Source organism: Ferdinandcohnia jepli (assembly GCF_047246645.1).
Lineage (GTDB): Bacteria > Bacillota > Bacilli > Bacillales > Bacillaceae_L > Ferdinandcohnia.
Window position 1 is genome coordinate 1 of record NZ_JBFOKR010000013.1, and the last position, 15,543, is coordinate 15,543.

Here is a 15,543-nt window from a genome sequence, read left to right on the forward strand (position 1 = left end):
TCTTAAAAACTTCGATATTTAACCAAATTACATTATTACAGGAATGCTCCTCGTCGCAAGCTCCTGCGGGGTCTCACTTGACTTGCACAGGAAGTGCTGACGTCTACGTTCGCCACAGGACGTGGCGGCTTTTAGTAGACGTTCCTATGTCTTTCCCGCAGGAGTCTCGTGCCATGCGCTCCAATCACCACTGTGATACATATTTAACTAGCTTGATAAGCCTTCTGAAATTCATAAGAAGTACAAAGCTGTAAAAACAACTTATGCAAAGCTACTATTTACAGAGTCTCTCTATTACCGAACCGCACAACGGTTTGGTCCAATTTCCATTTCGCGTTGTTTTTCTTCGTCTGGTGAGATTTTCCCCATATTTGTTTCACGAATTTCTTGGTACGCATTTGGTTGTGGTGGTAGATTTTCAGTTACAATTTTTCTGAATTCCGCTTCGTCAGCAATATTTAAACCATGGTTCTTAGCGAAAAGTGTTCCTAATCTTTCAGATACACTTCCATCTTCATTTAATTCGTCAATAATCATGAAGTGAGCCGGTAACACAACTAGATCATCAGATAATTCTCTGTAACGGTTGTATAATGTTTCTCTTAAATCTCCTACCCAGTCCTGTGCTAAACCAGCAAGGTCAGGTCTTCCGATAGAATCGATGAACAAAATATCACCTGATAGTAAGAACTTCTCATCTACTACAAATGATGTAGAACCAATTGTGTGACCTGGTGAATATAAAGCGTGAATATTGATTGTTGTACTACCAATTGTCACATCTTGACCGCCCTCTAAAGCTGCATATTCAAATGTGACTTCTGTTGCATCTTTAGGTGGTAACCAGTATGTTGCGCTCGTGCTTTGAGCAATTTTTCTTCCACCGGAGATGTGGTCTGCATGTAAGTGAGTGTCAAAAACATGTGTAACTTTAGCGTCGATACTTGAAGCAAAATCAAGGTAGATATCAGTCATACGAGTTGCATCAATAATTGCTGCTTCGCCGTTAGAAACAACCATGTATGATAGACAGCCTTTTCCGATACGAACAAATTGATAGACTTCTCCACCATCTTTTAAATCGCCTACTTTAACAGGCTCTAAATGCTCACTCCACGCCTTCATCCCACCTTTTAGGTAAGAAACAGTAAGGCCAGCTTCAGAAAGCATATCAGCAACCATAATGGAAGATCCTTCTTTTGCACAAACAACCAGGATATCTTTGTCTTTTGGTAGTTTTTCAAGAATTTCTTCTACTCCATCAAGTAATTCAAAATATGGAATATTAAAGTAATCAAAATTTGCACCTTCAATTTTCCAATCGATAAAGTCACTCTCATTACGAACGTCTAAGATGAATAATGGCTCTTTATCAAAGATTTTTTTTGTAACGTCTTTTGCTGCCATAACATTAACTGTCATATCTAAATTACCCCCTAAGGTATATTTTTAATTAAAAAAATTTACATTCTAGTTTCTAAGCGCAGTCATAATGCCATTTGGATCATAACCTAAAACCCATTTCCCATTTACATCTGTTTGAGGCACACCTAGCTGACCAGTTTTTTCAACTACATATTGCATCAATTCAGGCTTAGCTTCAACATTTATCTCTTTAAAAGTGATGTTTTGGTCTGTTAGGAAATTTTTAAGCATTACACAATAAGGACAACGAGTTGTAGTGTATACTGTAACAGTATTCATAGTTTCATTACTCCTTTAATTAATTTGTTAGGCTTGTTGAGTTTCCATTCCAATTGCTCATTCCTGGCACGACATTTATTACGTTTTTGAAACCTTTTTCAGTAAGTTTTTGTGAAGCTAAATCACTACGACTACCCGTACGGCAAACTACATAAATTTCTTTTTCTTCATTTAGTTCTTTCATTCTTTCCTCTAAATCTCCTAGCGGAATAGAAATAGCTCCTGGAATATGGTTAAATGCATATTCTGCAGCTTCACGTACATCAAGAACAAGAATATCTTTTCCAGAAGAAATTGCAGCTTCTAATTCATCATTTGAAACAATAGTAGCATGTTTTTTTTCTGTTGCTTCTTCTCCGCTTGCTTTACGAAGATAGTGTCTTAACACTTCTCCTTCTTCAATTGTCCCCAAATATTGATGACCTGTGCTCTCAGCCCATGCTTTAATATCGGCTTTTGAACCCTTATCAGTTGCTTGAACCTCCAGCACTTGACCAGCTTCCATATTATTCATTGCTTTCTTTGTTTTTACAATTGGCATTGGGCAAGCTAACCCTTTCGCATCCAATATGAGATTTGTTTTAATTGATTCCATTAAGGTACCCCCTAAATAACATTTAATAGTATGGTCAGACATTGATGCAGTCTACATAAATACACTCAAATACCTGTATAGGTATGATCGCAGGTAAAAAAATTACTCTACTTCGCCTTCCCATGTTAACATTCCGCCAACCATGTTAATTACTTTGAATCCTTGGCCTTCTAAGAATTGTGAAGCGCTTCCGCTTCTACCACCTGAACGGCAAACCATTACATATTCCTTAGATTTGGCCAGCTCGTGCATACGAAATTCAATTAGACCTAGAGGAATATTCACAGCTCCAGGGATTTTTCCTGCTGCAACTTCATCTACTTCACGAACATCAATAATATTTAATGATTCACCATTAGTTAGCATTGTTTCAACTTCTTTAGCTGTTAGTTGTTTCATCTTAAATTCCTCCCTATTTTCTTAGTAGATTATTTATCTCCAGGCGCTTACTCCGCCTTTTACATTCGTAATGTTTTTAAATCCTAATTTTTTCAGTTGTTTACTTGCTTTTTGACTTCTCATGCCACTCTGACAAATGACAACGACTTCTTTATCTTTAGAGAGTTCATTAGCTTTTTGCGCGAGTTGATGAAGTGGCATGTTTTTAAAACCTTTAATGTGATAACCCTTAAACTCACCAGGAGTACGAACATCTATAAATTGCTTGTTTTTGTCTTTTAGTTCATCTTTTAATTCGATAGTTGTTATATTTCGAATACCTTTTGTTGGTATAAGACGTTGTACAATAAAAATGGCGATTAATGCAAAGACGATATAGTTTAGATATTCCATGTTTATTGCCTCCTATTTTGTAAGGGCGTAATGCCCAATTTCATTAGATAAAGAGGTTCACATTGCCATCTTCAGCATCTGCTAAATAAGCCGCAACGCCTGCTAATTCTACATTATCCAAAAGCTCTTCTTGTTTTAGGCCAAGTAAATCCATAGTCATCGTACAAGCAACTAGCTTAATGTCTTGCTCTTGGGCCATTTCAATAAGTTGTGGTAACGTCATTGCATTGTGCTTTTTCATTACATCTTTAATCATTTTTGGACCCATACCTGCCATATGCATTTTAGAAAGTCCAAGCTTATCTGCGCCTTTTGGCATCATTTTTGCAAACACCTTTTCAATGAAGGTCTTATCCGCCTTGATCTCTTCATCCTTACGTAAAGCATTTAAGCCCCAGAAGGTATGGAAGATTGTTACTTCATGATCATATGCTGCAGCACCGTTCGCAATAATATAGGCAGCCATAGCCTTATCATAGTCACCGCTAAATAATACAATTGTTGTTTTTTTTGTTTCAGTCATTCTTTTACCCCCGATTTTTTTAAAAAGTATTAACCTTTTTTAATATAGAAATATAAGACATCATTTTCTTCTTTAGTTTCAACTAATTCATGACCCGTTGAAGCAGCCCATGCATTTAAATCATTTTTAGCACCCTTATCAGTTGCAAGCACCTCAAGGATTTGACCTGCTTCTAGGCCATCAATTGCTTTCTTAGTTTTTACAATGGGCATTGGGCAAGCTAAGCCCTTTGCATCTAATACTTTATCAACTTTCATATTTTTTCCTCCGATCTTCGCTTACGTGTACCCCTATGGGTATGATAATAACTAAAATAAAAGTGGGTGTCAACCCATTCGATTTTTGCTTAATTAACAAAGTGTGATTTACCTCACACGATTCATAATATACCGTACAGGGTATTATGTCAACATCTAAAAATAAAAAAGTGGATGCATTAATAAATACATCCAACTATAGATTTTACACACTTTTATCGATGCATGTAATCAAGCGTTCTTCAATGTCTTTAGCAAGACTTTGGATCTTTTCATTATTCATCATAGTAATTAACGACGTTGGCCTTGGCATTCCGATTTTTGTTTCTCCATGGTCATTATATACAACAATCTTACAAGGCAAAAAATATCCAGCCATTAAATTCTCACTAATTACCCGATGTGCCTCATATGGATTACATACTTCAAGGACTTTAAATTCACTTTGAAAATCCAACCCTTTTGATTGAAGCTTTTCCTTTAAATCAAAGTTCCATAAAACCCCAAACTTTTCGTCCTTTAAATTTTCTTCTATGCTCTGTATCGCTTCATCGATAGTTTTATTAGTACTAACAGTGTGATCAAATTGCAAGTAGTTCCACTCCTTTCCTTTTTATTATTCGATTACTTTTATGAAGCATTCTCACACTTTACCTTCCATATATTTACTTCTGATAATCGTGACAATTATCACATTGATTCTATCTTATTTGAGGTTAATATAGGTATAGGGGTATTAGTATACTAAAAAGGAGCTAGTTAATATGAATAAAAAAATTGTTATTGTTGGTGGAGTAGCAGGAGGAGCAACTGCAGCAGCAAGATTAAGAAGACTAGATGAAACTTCTCATATTGTGTTATTTGAAAGAGGCGAACATATTTCATTCGCAAACTGTGGCTTACCATACTACATCGGTGAGACGATCCAAAAACGTGAAAAACTACTTGTTCAAACCGTAGAGGGAATGAGTAAGAAATTCAATTTAGATATTCGTAACTTAAGTGAAGTAACAAAGATCAATCGTGATAATAAAACGATTTATGTTAAGAACCTACAATCAGGTGAGGTATATGAAGAAAGCTATGATGTACTAGTGCTTTCTCCTGGAGCAAAACCACTTGTTCCACCGATTCCAGGATTAAACGAAGCTGAGAACGTATTTACACTTCGTAATATTCCAGATACAGATAAAATAAAAGGCTTTGTTGACAATGAACAACCAAAAGAAGCAGTAGTTGTTGGTGGTGGCTTCATCGGATTAGAAATGGCAGAAAATCTGGTTGACCGTGGTGTAAAAGTTACACTGATTGAAATGGCAAACCAAGTAATGGCACCACTAGATTATGAAATGGCAGCAATCGTCCACAAACATCTAAATGAAAAAGGCGTAAACCTTCTCTTAGAGGATGGTGTAAAAGCGTTTGAAGATCAAGGTAAGATAGTTGTTTTATCAAGTGGAAACACAGTAAGCACAGATATGATTATTCTATCTATCGGGGTTCGTCCAGAGAATACGTTAGCTGCAGATGCTGGTCTTGATGTAGGTGAGCGTGGCGGCATAAGAGTCAATGAATACCTACAAACAAGTGATGAATCTATTTTTGCACTAGGTGATGCTATTGAAGTCATTGACTTTATGAGCAGAACTGCGGCTATGGTACCTCTTGCAGGTCCAGCTAACCGACAAGGTCGAATTGTTGCAAACAATATCTACGGTAAAAGTGAAAAATACCACGGAACATTAGGTACAGCAATTGCGAAGGTATTTGATTTAGCCGTGGCAACAACAGGTAATAACGAAAAAGTGTTACAAAGACTCGGAGTTGAATATAACGTTATTCATATTCATCCTACTTCACATGCGGGCTATTATCCTGGTGCACATCCTATAGCTTTAAAATTAATATTCGAGGAAGCTACAGGAAAGATTTTTGGAGCACAGGCTGTTGGGGCTCACGGAGCTGACAAACGCATTGATGTTATTGCGACAGCAATTAAGGGTGGATTAACGGTGTTTGATTTAACTGAACTTGAGCTAGCATATGCTCCTCCTTTCTCATCTGCAAAAGATCCAGTAAATATGGCAGGTTATGTTGCAACAAACATCATTGATGAGGGTGTTGAGACTGTACAGTGGCATGAAATTGATGAAATTGTTGAAGATGGAGGATTGCTTATAGACGTTCGTGAGCCTAATGAAAGAAAAGCTGGATTTATCAAAGGTTCAGTAAATATCCCACTTGGGGATATCCGTGAGCGTCTAGTTGATCTTCCTAAGGGTCAAGCAATCTATGTATCATGTCAAGTTGGCCTAAGAGGTTACTTAGCAACGCGTATTCTGATGGCAAATGGTTTTAAGGTAAAAAATCTAGATGGCGGTTGGAAAACGTATTCTGCTGTTTATCATAATTAATCTTAAAAGAGTATGCTTGCACTTTTTTGTAAGCATACTCTTTTTAATTACTCACGATTTGGATATCTACTATACAAAATTAGAATACTAAACATAAGTCACAAACGAATAGTGGTGGAAATATTGAAAAATAGGAACTTTATTAACAAAAACTCTATTCCTTTTATTATTTTAGGAATCATTCATCTTTTCTTATTGTACCGTTTAATAAAAGCAAAAAAAGATAAATACAAATGGATGTTACTGTTAACAAACATTGGTTTAGCATACTTATTTGAATACTTTGTCCTTAATTTATGGAAAGCCTACAGGTATATACCTAAAGTTATGAATCATCGTTATCTTGATAATATTTTGGGTGCGATTATGTCTCAGGCTCTTTTTGTTCCAATTTCTGCTACATTTCTTGCTGTATTTAAAAAGGGGTGGAAATGGAAATTTGGATTTACCTTAGGTTATTTTTGTATTGAGAACTTATTTTTACGATTAAAAGTTTATAAAGTAAACTGGTGGAGACCAACTTATTCCTTTATATTTTTAAATATTTATTTTGTACTAAGTGATGTTATTTATAAATTGCTAACAGAGAATAAAGAATGGGTTTTAAAAACAGCACATTACTTTATTGTTGTAGTAACTGATGTAAACCGAATGTATGTTAATGCTGTTCGAGATAAATTTTGGTTTGGAAGAGGTCTTTTTCGCTCTTGGAACGAGCATTTTATTATTGCTCCCTTGTATAGTTTAGTAATTTCTTTAGTAAATATATTGTTCTCAAGCCAAACAGGGATGATCTATCTGCCGCTGAATTTTTTATGTAATATCGTTATTGATGCCGCACTAGTAAATAGTGGGTTGTTAAAAGTAAAAGATAACTATCTATTGAAACGAATCCTTTCTCATTTGTTTATGATTGGACTATCACGAACCTTGTATCAACATGTCGATAAAAACAGTTTAAAGGGTGAAATTAATCTTGAGAGAATTTCAAACATTAACATCGATTGAAGAAGTCCAGTCTTTCAAGGAAATTCAGGGACTCTCTTTTCTATATATATCAAGAACAAATTGCAGTGTTTGCCACGCTCTTTTACCACAAATAAAAGAGGTAATGAGCGATTTTCCAGAGATTAAGAAAGGCTATGTAAATGCAGATGATGTAGAAGAGATAGCAGGCTTCTTATCTATATTTACAGTACCTGTATTAATTTTGTTTATAGATGGGAAAGAATACTTACGTGAAGCAAGATTTGTTCCAATTGAGCAATTCACAGAAAAACTAAGTAAGATATATCGTAGCTATTTAGAATAATATGCATATATAATAACAAGCACGTTCCCTCGCCTAGAGCATAGGATATCTCATTAAAGTCTTAGGAGGGAATAAGTAGAATGTATTATGCCCCTTATAGGTGTACATGTCCCTATTCATATTATGTAAATGCTCCTTTAACTACTTATGGAACACAGCCTGGGTATTTTCATACACCATATGCTAGCCAGTATGGATATGGATTACGATCTGAATCCTACCCCATTGTTTTGAAGGATTATGGTAAGCAGCCTTTTGTTGTAAATATCGAAGAGGCAACAAAGCAAAATAACACTTTTCGGACTGCCATATGGACTGGAGATAATCTACAAGTAACAGTCATGAGTATTGGTGTGGGAGAGGATATTGGTTTGGAAATTCATCCAACAGTTGACCAATTCCTCCGTATTGAAGAGGGCCAAGGTCTGGTTCAGATGGGAGATTCCAGGGATAATTTAAACTTCCAAACAAGAGTGTATGATGACTTTGCAATTATGGTTCCTGCCGGAAAATGGCACAATCTTACAAATATAGGCGATTCACCGCTTAAGCTCTATACTATTTATGCTCCACCAGAGCATCCATTTGGAACTGTACATCAAACCAAAGCAGACGCAATGGCTGCTGAGGACTAAAATGGTTTATTGAAAAATGAGGTACCCATTAGGGCACCTCACTTTTTTAGTTACTTGGGCGTTTAAACGGCCACCAGTTTGCAATACCAAAGTTTTTCACCATTACTGGAATAAATAATGGAAGAATAATAAAGGCATATAACATGAGACCGATTAAGGTTATTGAAGCAATTTGCAGTAGCGATAACATTCCTGACGGCATCATTGCTGCAAACGTACCGCCTAATATAATCGCTGCTGAAATAATAACTGTACCCATCTTCTTCATTGCTTGAAGCATTGCATGTGCTACAGGTAAATCTCTGTACTCGTTAAAGCGGTCCATTAAGAAAATACTGTAGTCAACACCTAATGCAACAAGAATAACAAACCCGAAGAAAGGAACTGCCCAGCTAATTCCTGTGTAACCTAAGATATTTACAAAGATTACCTCGTTAATAGCCATTGATGTGTAATACGTTAGAATCAATGAACCAATGATATATGCTGGCATGATCAATGAACGGAACAAGAATACTAAAATTAACGAAATACCGATAAACATAAGTACGATTGTACGAGAGTAGTCTTGCTCTGACATTGTACTTAGATCTGTATTGGTACTTGTAATACCACCTAATGCAACATCTGCATTTTCTAATTTCGTTCCTTTCGTAGCTCGCTCAATTGCATCTGTAATTTCAGGAATTTGAGCCATTGCCTCATTTGAATAAGGGCTTGCTTCAAAGATAATATCAAGTGTCATTACTTTACGATCCTTAGACATATACGTGTCTAGAACTTGTGCAAAGTCTTCACTTTCTAGTACCTCTTCAGGCATATAAAATGCATTTAAATCTTCTGAGTTTGATAGATTAGTCAAATATTCTTGGGCAGAACCTAGTCCATCCGATACTTGTTCTAAGCCTTCCGCACTTTGTGTTAACCCATCTGTTAATTGAGTTAATTGACCACCTAAACTTCCGAAACCATCTAATAGCTGTTGCTGTCCATCACCAATATCAGCTAAACCGTTTGAAAGCTTTGGGATATTGCTGATAATTAGACCTTGGCCATTTGCTGCTTCCGCAAGTCCTGCCTTTAATTCCCCAAGACCGTCAATTAGTTGTTTTAGTCCTGATGGAAGGGCTGCTTGTTCTTTTAGGAGAGCTTCAAAACCAGTGTTTGCTTCAACCATACCTTTATTTACTTCTGAAAGTTGTGCGTTCAACTCTTTAATACCCGCTGATAGCTCTGGAATTCCTTTTAAGGATTTCTTCATCCCCTTATAGATTTCATCGGAAGCAAGGCTCTCTCCACTAACAGCATGGATGTAATATCCTTCTAGATAAGTAAATCCGCCTTCATTTAGCTTATTTACGCCTTCTGACATTTGTGATAATAAAGTAGATATGCCTTCATAGTGACCATGAAGAGTTGCTATACCACCCTGGGCTTTTTTATAACCTGGTAGTATATCATTATTGTAATAAGCCTGAAGTTCTTCTGCTCCCGCTCTAGCCTTATCCACTTCAGAAATCATCGTATCAATTCCACCTGTACCTTGGCGGATACCAGATTCTATTATAGATAGGTTTGTTTGAATTTCTGTGATACTTGACTTCATTTTGTTCGTACCAGTAATTAATTCTCCAATTCCATCGGTTGCAGTTTTTAACTCTGGTTCAGATTTTGCTAATTCTCCACTTGCTTCCTTAAGCCCGTCACTGATTTGAGTTAAACCATCTTTTCCTTCTCCTAAACCTTCTTCAAGTGTTTTTGCTTGATTTGAGACAAATAAGTCTTCTATTGGCTCACCAGTTGGTCTTGTAACAGAACGAACATTATCAACCAAATCTACTTTCTCAACTTCACGGCTAATTTTTTCCGCTAATTCGATGTATTCAACTGAATCCATTTCTTCATCATTTTTTAGTACAATTTGCGTAGGCATTGATTCACCAGGACCAAAGCTACCCGCAATTGCATTAAATGCCTTAATTGAGTTTACATCCCCGCTTAATTCTTCAAGTGAGTCATAAGACAATTCACCATCATACGTTAGTAAGAATGGAACAGTTATTAACGCTACAACCGCTAATGATAGAAGTGGACGGCCTAAAGAAAAACGACCAGCCAATGCCCATATTTTACTGTCTCCATGTTCAGCACTCTTTTTAGATGGCCAGAAAATTTTCTTTCCTAAGACAGCCATGAAAAATGGAACGATTGTAAACAGAGCTCCTAAAAGAAGCGCAACTCCTATAGCAACCGCAACTGCTGATTGGTATAAAATAAACTGTGAAAAACCGATTGCTGCGAAACCAACCATTACCGCAAGACCACTGAAGAATACTGTACGTCCTGCATTACGATATGTTTCAACAATCGCTTCAGAGACTGTTTCTCTAAGCGATAATTCTTCCTTAAAACGACTTAATAATAGAATACAGTAATCTGTTCCGATACCAAATAAGACCGCTACTAAGAAAATTTGCGTATAGTTTGAAATCGGGAAATCAAACTTATCAACGAGCATCGCTACAATTGACTGAGATGCAAGATAAGAGAAACCTACTGTTAAAAGTGGAATAATTGGTGCAACTAATGATCTAAACACCAATAATAATACAACAAGGATAAAGACAACTGTAATGCCCTCTGTTTTTTTCAATCCCTCTTGAGAGCTATTAATTAAGTCTTCACTAATTAGCCATTCACTTGTGTAATAGTGATCTACATTTACATCTTCGATTGTTTCATAAAGAACCTTACTTACCTCTTTTGGTTCGCGGTCATTCCAGCTTACGCTAACTGAAGCTAGGATTGACTTTCCATCTTCTGACACAAGCTGTTCTTCTAAGCTTTCTTCATTAAAATGAGTTAGGATGTCTGTAATACCTATTTCATCTTTATTTTCTTCTAAAATTCGAATAGCTCTTTCCGCTTCTTGTATTTCATCTGCTGTTAGCTTATCTTCATCATGGAATACAAGTGCGACCTGTGTAACATCACCTGTACCATCCTGTCCCTCTGCATCCTTTAGAATCTTACCAGCTATTGAAGACGAATATTCATCAGGTACTGTTATCTGACCTTTTTCACGTACGAGGTCAGCCATATTAGGTGCAAGCATAAATAATCCAGCAACAACCGCAATCCACGCAATGATTACAAACCATTTCCGTTTAATAATAAAGTTCACGCTTATTCCTCCACCTTACAATCTTTAATCTGTATTAATACCTCATTCAGCTTTTCATAGGTTTCTAGGAATTGAATGATTTCCTTTTCATCAAAACCACCGATAATTGATTCAACTAACTTATGGACACGTTCTTCCGTTTTTGAAAAAAGTTCATTTCCTTTTTCTGAAAGTGTTAAGTATACAAGTCTGCGATCATTCTCATCGCGTGTTCTTTGAATTAACCCTTTTTCCCAAAGGCGATTGATGATAGCGGTAATTGCACTCTTTTTCACATCAAACACTTCTGCTAACTCAGTTGATGTACATGAGCCAACCTTGTTAATATATCGAAGCGTATAATGCTGATCATTTGTTAAATCACTACCAATCTGCTCCTTAACGAGTGACTCCGCTTTTGTCTGAACTGAGAATGAAACCGCTAAATACCTATCAACTAATTCCTTAATATTTGTGTTTGACACTTTTATATATTCACCTCCACAATCAAATACGCCTTGGCGGATTTGCGTCCAGATTTCGGACTCGTGTTTACACGAGTCAACTCCTTTCGAAATCTGTGACATCCGCCGAAGGCTCTAACTTTATTCAGTCGGAAATTGAATTCCTAATGAATTTTATGGTCTAGTTACCTTCTTTTTACTTAAACGCATAATACTTTGAATAAAGTTAAACTATTCTACAATTGAACTGTTAAACTGTTTAACTATTAACATAGTTAACTATATTCCTGAGTGAAAAAGTTGTCAATTATAATGTTTTAAAGGTGGAAAACTTTTTTGTGATGTGGGATGTGAGGTTTCAGAGGCTGTTGGAATTTTATATATTGTGGTTTAACCTTTGTTTGTTTGAGCCGGACTGTGCTCCAATTTAGTAACTAGTTATTATAGCATATCAAACTTGAGTGGGTTCGTTTACCCTGTTTCTTACCCACTCAGTCCCTCAACCTCATCCTGATTTGAGTGGGTACGAAAAGCCATTAGTTTGGAATTCAGACTAAAAAGAGCTCCAAAGAAAAACCCCAAGTGCCCAAAACACTTAGGGAAAGCCAATCAATTAAACTCCTCAATGTCCTTCTTTTTAATCTCTGTATCTGTCCCAAACGAAAGAGCAAATTTTACATAACCCAGTTCATCTTTCGAAATGTCTCCACCTTTAACCTCGATTACATTCGCATTAATGTTTACAGAACCATAGTTGTAGCCATTTTCATTAAGGATCTTCTGAATCTGTTTTGATTCCTTGAACACATCGTCTTTCGAGGATGTTGTTGCATCTAATACGATATGCATATCGATTGGTTTTTCAAGCTTTAACTCTTTATTCCATTCAGTAGTTTCAGGATAAGTCCCCTTTTGAACCTCAATCATAACACCGACACCTGCTACTGAAGGTACCTCTTTAGCCAACAATGTTTGGATTTCATTCTGAGCCTCTTCACTTAACTTTGTGATTAGAGGTTGATCTAGGTTCTCTGTATAGATACTATCGATATTAACAAATGGTTTAATAAATCCTCTTACAGTAAACTCATATTCCCTAGGACCGTATTCCTTACTTTCTTGCTCACCTACACTGCCAATTTCTATCACGTTGAAACTATACTCTGAAAATTTGAAGTTATAAAACCCTTCATCAACCCGAAATTCCCGTTCTGGATAGGTCTCGGACAAATAGTTCTCTACCACCTTTGTCGCGTAAAATTTACTTATTGGATTACCATTAAAGGCGTTATAAACATACAAAACAAAAAGTACTAAGAGCGCAAGTATTACGCTGGATATAATCTTTTTCTTTTTCATATTTCGTTACCCTCTCTCTTTTATCTTTAAAATCAGCAGACCCATTACACTCCCAATGAGCGCAAATAAATAGTGAATCATTGCTAGAAAGAAAGAACCAGCAGTTGTTTGCAGTAAAAATTTGATGAATGATTGAGTGTGATCAATTTGACCGTTGACGTAATCTGAGATACTTCCTCCTATCGACCAGATAAAAATAGGTAGTACAGAGATATAAAATACAATTTTCATATCTTTATAAAAGAGAAATGTTACAACGCCTAATACCGCGTACCATAAAATAAATCCAAAGCTCTCATTTAAAATCGACGTATTGATCGCTAAGTAAAATGAGAGTCCCACAAAAATCAGTTGATAAATGGAGAGCTTACGTTTAATCGCTTTTATCATTTTATCGTGTTCCACAGGTGACTCAATTTCTTCTTTTACTAAAGGAGTAGACGATTGCTTCACTATCTTCTCAAGTTCTTCATTACCTTTTATTTGTTTTTCCAGCCATTCTGTCGTTGTTTCACTTAAAAGACCTTCATTATATAGCGGAAGTAAATCTTCTACGATTGATTGTACGTGCTTATCCATGGTATCCCTCCATTTCCTTATGCAGCTTAAGCTTTGCTCGATGGAATGTTATCCTTGCGTAGTTTTCACTTTTCCCAAGTAAACTGCCAATCTCTTTAAACGATAATTCTCCGTAGACCCGTAATGTCACAACTTCTTTTGATACTTCATCCAGTTCATTAATTTGATTAATAAGGCCCTGTTTTTCCTCATTTTTTAAAAGCTCTTGCTCAGGAGTAACTGTATTTCTTTCATCGTTAAGTATCATTTCATTAAGCTGACCCTGATACTTTTTAGAACGGTAATGTTTTTTCAACCGGTTGTTTGCTATTGAAAATAACCAAGTTTGGATACTTGATTTGTGTGAAAAAGAGGGCAAACTTTTTATTGCCTCATAAAAAACTTCTTGTGTTAAGTCCTCTGCAATCTCTTTGCTAGAGGTCTTCACATAGAAAAAAGCATATATTCTAGGTTGGATTTCTTTATATAGTTCCTCTAGCTCCATTTTGCATCTCCCTTATTTCAGAAGCATTTGTCATTTCATAGTATTAGTTCCATGAGTTTCAATTTCGTTACAGAATTTCTAATTTTTTTATAAAAATTCTAAGCTTGTCATAATTCGAAACGAAAAACCTTTGGCAAGTTTGTCCGAAATGGTGCATATGAATATAGTACTCCACTCACGTCTGGGAGTAACGAAAAAAATACAAAGTTGGGGTAATGTTTATGATTATTGGTTTAGTAGTAATACTTGTCCTCGTTTTATTTTTACCGTTCACAGTGCGTATGGTAGAAAACAATTTGGAGATCTTTTTGTTTATCATGGGGTTGGCAGCCGCTATAGTTGGTGGAGTTCTTAACGAAGATCTATTCGTTAAAGCAGCAAGCGATCCTATTAAAATTACAATTGCAGTACTCTTAGCAGGTTTATTATTCAAGTGGTTTCAGTCACCATTACAAAGATCCATCATTGGGTTAAGTCGTAGAATACCATTCCGCCTTTTTATCGGACTAGTTGTGATTTTTCTAGGAGTGGTTTCTAGCGTCATTACTGCGATTATTGCTGCACTAGTGCTTGTACTCATTGTGAGTTCGCTGCATCTTCAACGTACACACGCGATTCGTTTTGTCGTGCTAGCTTGCTTTTCAATCGGCTTGGGAGCTGCATTAACTCCCATTGGAGAGCCATTATCTACAATTGCAATCAGTAAATTAAATGAGGATTTCTTCTTTTTAATGGGGTTAATTGGTCCGCAGATTATTGCATCCTTTCTAATTTTTGGATTACTGGCTGCACTATTGGTAGAGCCGCCTAAATTAAAAAAGGAAATCATAAAAGGAAAGTCTAATAAAGAAGCCTATGAAGAAATTTTTGTTCGAGCATTAAAGGTTTACTTTTTTGTAATGGGACTTACCCTTTTGGGTACAGGGTTTGAGCCAATGATTAATAAGTACTTCATCGGACTTGATCCTTTGCTCTTATATTGGATTAATATGATTTCAGCAGTACTTGATAATGCAACTCTCGCAGCAGCAGAAATTAGTCCTGCCATGGACCACTTTACAATACAATCGATTTTATTAGGCTTGTTAATTAGTGGTGGCATGCTGATACCAGGGAATATTCCTAATATTATTGCCGCAGGTAAATTGCAAATTACAAGCAAAGAATGGGCTAAAGTAGGACTACCATTAGGACTCAGTATCATGGCCATATATTTCTTATTCATTATCTTTTTTGGACAATAATAAAAGGACCGAGTTTGG

General features: G+C 36.2%; 18 protein-coding genes. 5 read left to right on the forward strand and 13 right to left on the reverse strand.

Features of this window, described 5'->3' with window-relative positions:
- Positions 1–294 precede the first annotated feature (294 nt).
- The 8 genes from AB3M96_RS14485 to AB3M96_RS14520 form a co-directional block, all read right to left on the reverse strand.
- Positions 295–1,422, reverse strand: a complete 1,128-nt coding sequence (locus AB3M96_RS14485; protein WP_412968342.1) for an MBL fold metallo-hydrolase — start codon at positions 1,420–1,422, stop codon at positions 295–297.
- A 48-nt stretch (positions 1,423–1,470) separates the two neighbouring features.
- Positions 1,471–1,704: a glutaredoxin family protein gene (locus AB3M96_RS14490; protein ID WP_412968343.1), complete on the reverse strand. Its 234-nt coding sequence runs from the start codon at positions 1,702–1,704 to the stop codon at positions 1,471–1,473.
- Positions 1,705–1,723: 19 nt separating this feature from the next.
- Positions 1,724–2,299 carry a sulfurtransferase TusA family protein gene (locus AB3M96_RS14495; RefSeq protein WP_412968344.1) on the reverse strand — a complete coding sequence of 192 codons (576 nt, stop codon included), beginning with the start codon at positions 2,297–2,299 and terminating at the stop codon, positions 1,724–1,726.
- 102 nt (positions 2,300–2,401) lie between these two features.
- Complete coding sequence (locus tag AB3M96_RS14500) at positions 2,402–2,698, reverse strand: rhodanese-like domain-containing protein (RefSeq protein ID WP_412968345.1); 297 nt, start codon at positions 2,696–2,698, stop codon at positions 2,402–2,404.
- Positions 2,699–2,731: 33 nt separating this feature from the next.
- A complete protein-coding gene (locus tag AB3M96_RS14505; protein WP_412968346.1) occupies positions 2,732–3,091 on the reverse strand; it encodes a rhodanese-like domain-containing protein in 360 nt (119 codons plus the stop codon).
- 43 nt (positions 3,092–3,134) lie between these two features.
- Positions 3,135–3,614, reverse strand: a complete 480-nt coding sequence (locus tag AB3M96_RS14510; protein ID WP_412968347.1) for a DsrE/DsrF/DrsH-like family protein — start codon at positions 3,612–3,614, stop codon at positions 3,135–3,137.
- A gap of 29 nt (positions 3,615–3,643) precedes the next feature.
- Positions 3,644–3,871: a sulfurtransferase TusA family protein gene (locus tag AB3M96_RS14515; protein ID WP_412968348.1), complete on the reverse strand. Its 228-nt coding sequence runs from the start codon at positions 3,869–3,871 to the stop codon at positions 3,644–3,646.
- Between the two features lie 205 nt (positions 3,872–4,076).
- Positions 4,077–4,463, reverse strand: coding sequence for a DUF302 domain-containing protein (locus AB3M96_RS14520; RefSeq protein ID WP_412968349.1), 387 nt, complete (start codon positions 4,461–4,463; stop codon positions 4,077–4,079).
- Between the two features lie 172 nt (positions 4,464–4,635).
- On the opposite strand from AB3M96_RS14520, the gene AB3M96_RS14525 reads away from it, so the two are divergent.
- The 4 genes from AB3M96_RS14525 to AB3M96_RS14540 all read left to right on the forward strand — a co-directional run bounded on the left by AB3M96_RS14525 (position 4,636) and on the right by AB3M96_RS14540 (position 8,232).
- Positions 4,636–6,285 carry a CoA-disulfide reductase gene (locus AB3M96_RS14525; protein ID WP_412968350.1) on the forward strand — a complete coding sequence of 550 codons (1,650 nt, stop codon included), beginning with the start codon at positions 4,636–4,638 and terminating at the stop codon, positions 6,283–6,285.
- Between the two features lie 123 nt (positions 6,286–6,408).
- On the forward strand, positions 6,409–7,293 hold the full coding sequence (locus AB3M96_RS14530; RefSeq protein WP_412968351.1) for a hypothetical protein: 885 nt from the start codon (positions 6,409–6,411) through the stop codon (positions 7,291–7,293).
- Complete coding sequence (locus tag AB3M96_RS14535; RefSeq protein ID WP_412968352.1) at positions 7,262–7,597, forward strand: thioredoxin family protein; 336 nt, start codon at positions 7,262–7,264, stop codon at positions 7,595–7,597. Before AB3M96_RS14530 ends, AB3M96_RS14535 begins: the two co-directional genes overlap by 32 nt.
- Before the next feature lie 80 nt (positions 7,598–7,677).
- Positions 7,678–8,232, forward strand: a complete 555-nt coding sequence (locus AB3M96_RS14540; protein ID WP_412968353.1) for a cupin domain-containing protein — start codon at positions 7,678–7,680, stop codon at positions 8,230–8,232.
- A 46-nt stretch (positions 8,233–8,278) separates the two neighbouring features.
- Here AB3M96_RS14540 and AB3M96_RS14545 read toward each other — a convergent pair whose 3' ends face one another.
- The 5 genes from AB3M96_RS14545 to AB3M96_RS14565 form a co-directional block, all read right to left on the reverse strand.
- Positions 8,279–11,416, reverse strand: coding sequence for an MMPL family transporter (locus AB3M96_RS14545; protein WP_412968354.1), 3,138 nt, complete (start codon positions 11,414–11,416; stop codon positions 8,279–8,281).
- Positions 11,417–11,418: 2 nt separating this feature from the next.
- The gene (locus AB3M96_RS14550) at positions 11,419–11,880 is read right to left on the reverse strand and encodes a MarR family winged helix-turn-helix transcriptional regulator (protein ID WP_412968355.1); all 462 of its coding nucleotides are present in this window, start codon (positions 11,878–11,880) and stop codon (positions 11,419–11,421) included.
- Between the two features lie 588 nt (positions 11,881–12,468).
- Positions 12,469–13,218 carry a YfjL-like protein gene (locus tag AB3M96_RS14555; protein ID WP_412968356.1) on the reverse strand — a complete coding sequence of 250 codons (750 nt, stop codon included), beginning with the start codon at positions 13,216–13,218 and terminating at the stop codon, positions 12,469–12,471.
- A gap of 6 nt (positions 13,219–13,224) precedes the next feature.
- Positions 13,225–13,797, reverse strand: coding sequence for a hypothetical protein (locus tag AB3M96_RS14560; RefSeq protein ID WP_412968357.1), 573 nt, complete (start codon positions 13,795–13,797; stop codon positions 13,225–13,227).
- Entirely contained in the window at positions 13,790–14,281 is a 492-nt protein-coding gene (locus AB3M96_RS14565) for an RNA polymerase sigma factor (protein ID WP_412968358.1), read from the reverse strand. Before AB3M96_RS14565 ends, AB3M96_RS14560 begins: the two co-directional genes overlap by 8 nt.
- A 221-nt stretch (positions 14,282–14,502) precedes the next feature.
- Between AB3M96_RS14565 and AB3M96_RS14570 the strand changes: the two genes are divergently transcribed.
- Positions 14,503–15,525: a DUF1646 family protein gene (locus AB3M96_RS14570; RefSeq protein ID WP_412968359.1), complete on the forward strand. Its 1,023-nt coding sequence runs from the start codon at positions 14,503–14,505 to the stop codon at positions 15,523–15,525.
- Positions 15,526–15,543: the final 18 nt, after the last annotated feature.

Excerpts from the sequence above, each read along its gene's own strand:
- AB3M96_RS14485 (WP_412968342.1), bottom strand. The coding sequence starts at position 1,422 with ATGACAGTTAATGTTATGGCAGCAAAAGACGTTACAAAAAAAATCTTT.
- AB3M96_RS14490 (WP_412968343.1), bottom strand. The coding sequence starts at position 1,704 with ATGAATACTGTTACAGTATACACTACAACTCGTTGTCCTTATTGTGTA.
- AB3M96_RS14495 (WP_412968344.1), bottom strand. The coding sequence starts at position 2,299 with ATGGAATCAATTAAAACAAATCTCATATTGGATGCGAAAGGGTTAGCT.
- AB3M96_RS14500 (WP_412968345.1), bottom strand. The coding sequence starts at position 2,698 with ATGAAACAACTAACAGCTAAAGAAGTTGAAACAATGCTAACTAATGGT.
- AB3M96_RS14505 (WP_412968346.1), bottom strand. The coding sequence starts at position 3,091 with ATGGAATATCTAAACTATATCGTCTTTGCATTAATCGCCATTTTTATT.
- AB3M96_RS14510 (WP_412968347.1), bottom strand. The coding sequence starts at position 3,614 with ATGACTGAAACAAAAAAAACAACAATTGTATTATTTAGCGGTGACTAT.
- AB3M96_RS14515 (WP_412968348.1), bottom strand. The coding sequence starts at position 3,871 with ATGAAAGTTGATAAAGTATTAGATGCAAAGGGCTTAGCTTGCCCAATG.
- AB3M96_RS14525 (WP_412968350.1), top strand. The coding sequence starts at position 4,636 with ATGAATAAAAAAATTGTTATTGTTGGTGGAGTAGCAGGAGGAGCAACT.
- AB3M96_RS14540 (WP_412968353.1), top strand. The coding sequence starts at position 7,678 with ATGTATTATGCCCCTTATAGGTGTACATGTCCCTATTCATATTATGTA.
- AB3M96_RS14555 (WP_412968356.1), bottom strand. The coding sequence starts at position 13,218 with ATGAAAAAGAAAAAGATTATATCCAGCGTAATACTTGCGCTCTTAGTA.
- AB3M96_RS14560 (WP_412968357.1), bottom strand. The coding sequence starts at position 13,797 with ATGGATAAGCACGTACAATCAATCGTAGAAGATTTACTTCCGCTATAT.
- AB3M96_RS14565 (WP_412968358.1), bottom strand. The coding sequence starts at position 14,281 with ATGGAGCTAGAGGAACTATATAAAGAAATCCAACCTAGAATATATGCT.
- AB3M96_RS14570 (WP_412968359.1), top strand. The coding sequence starts at position 14,503 with ATGATTATTGGTTTAGTAGTAATACTTGTCCTCGTTTTATTTTTACCG.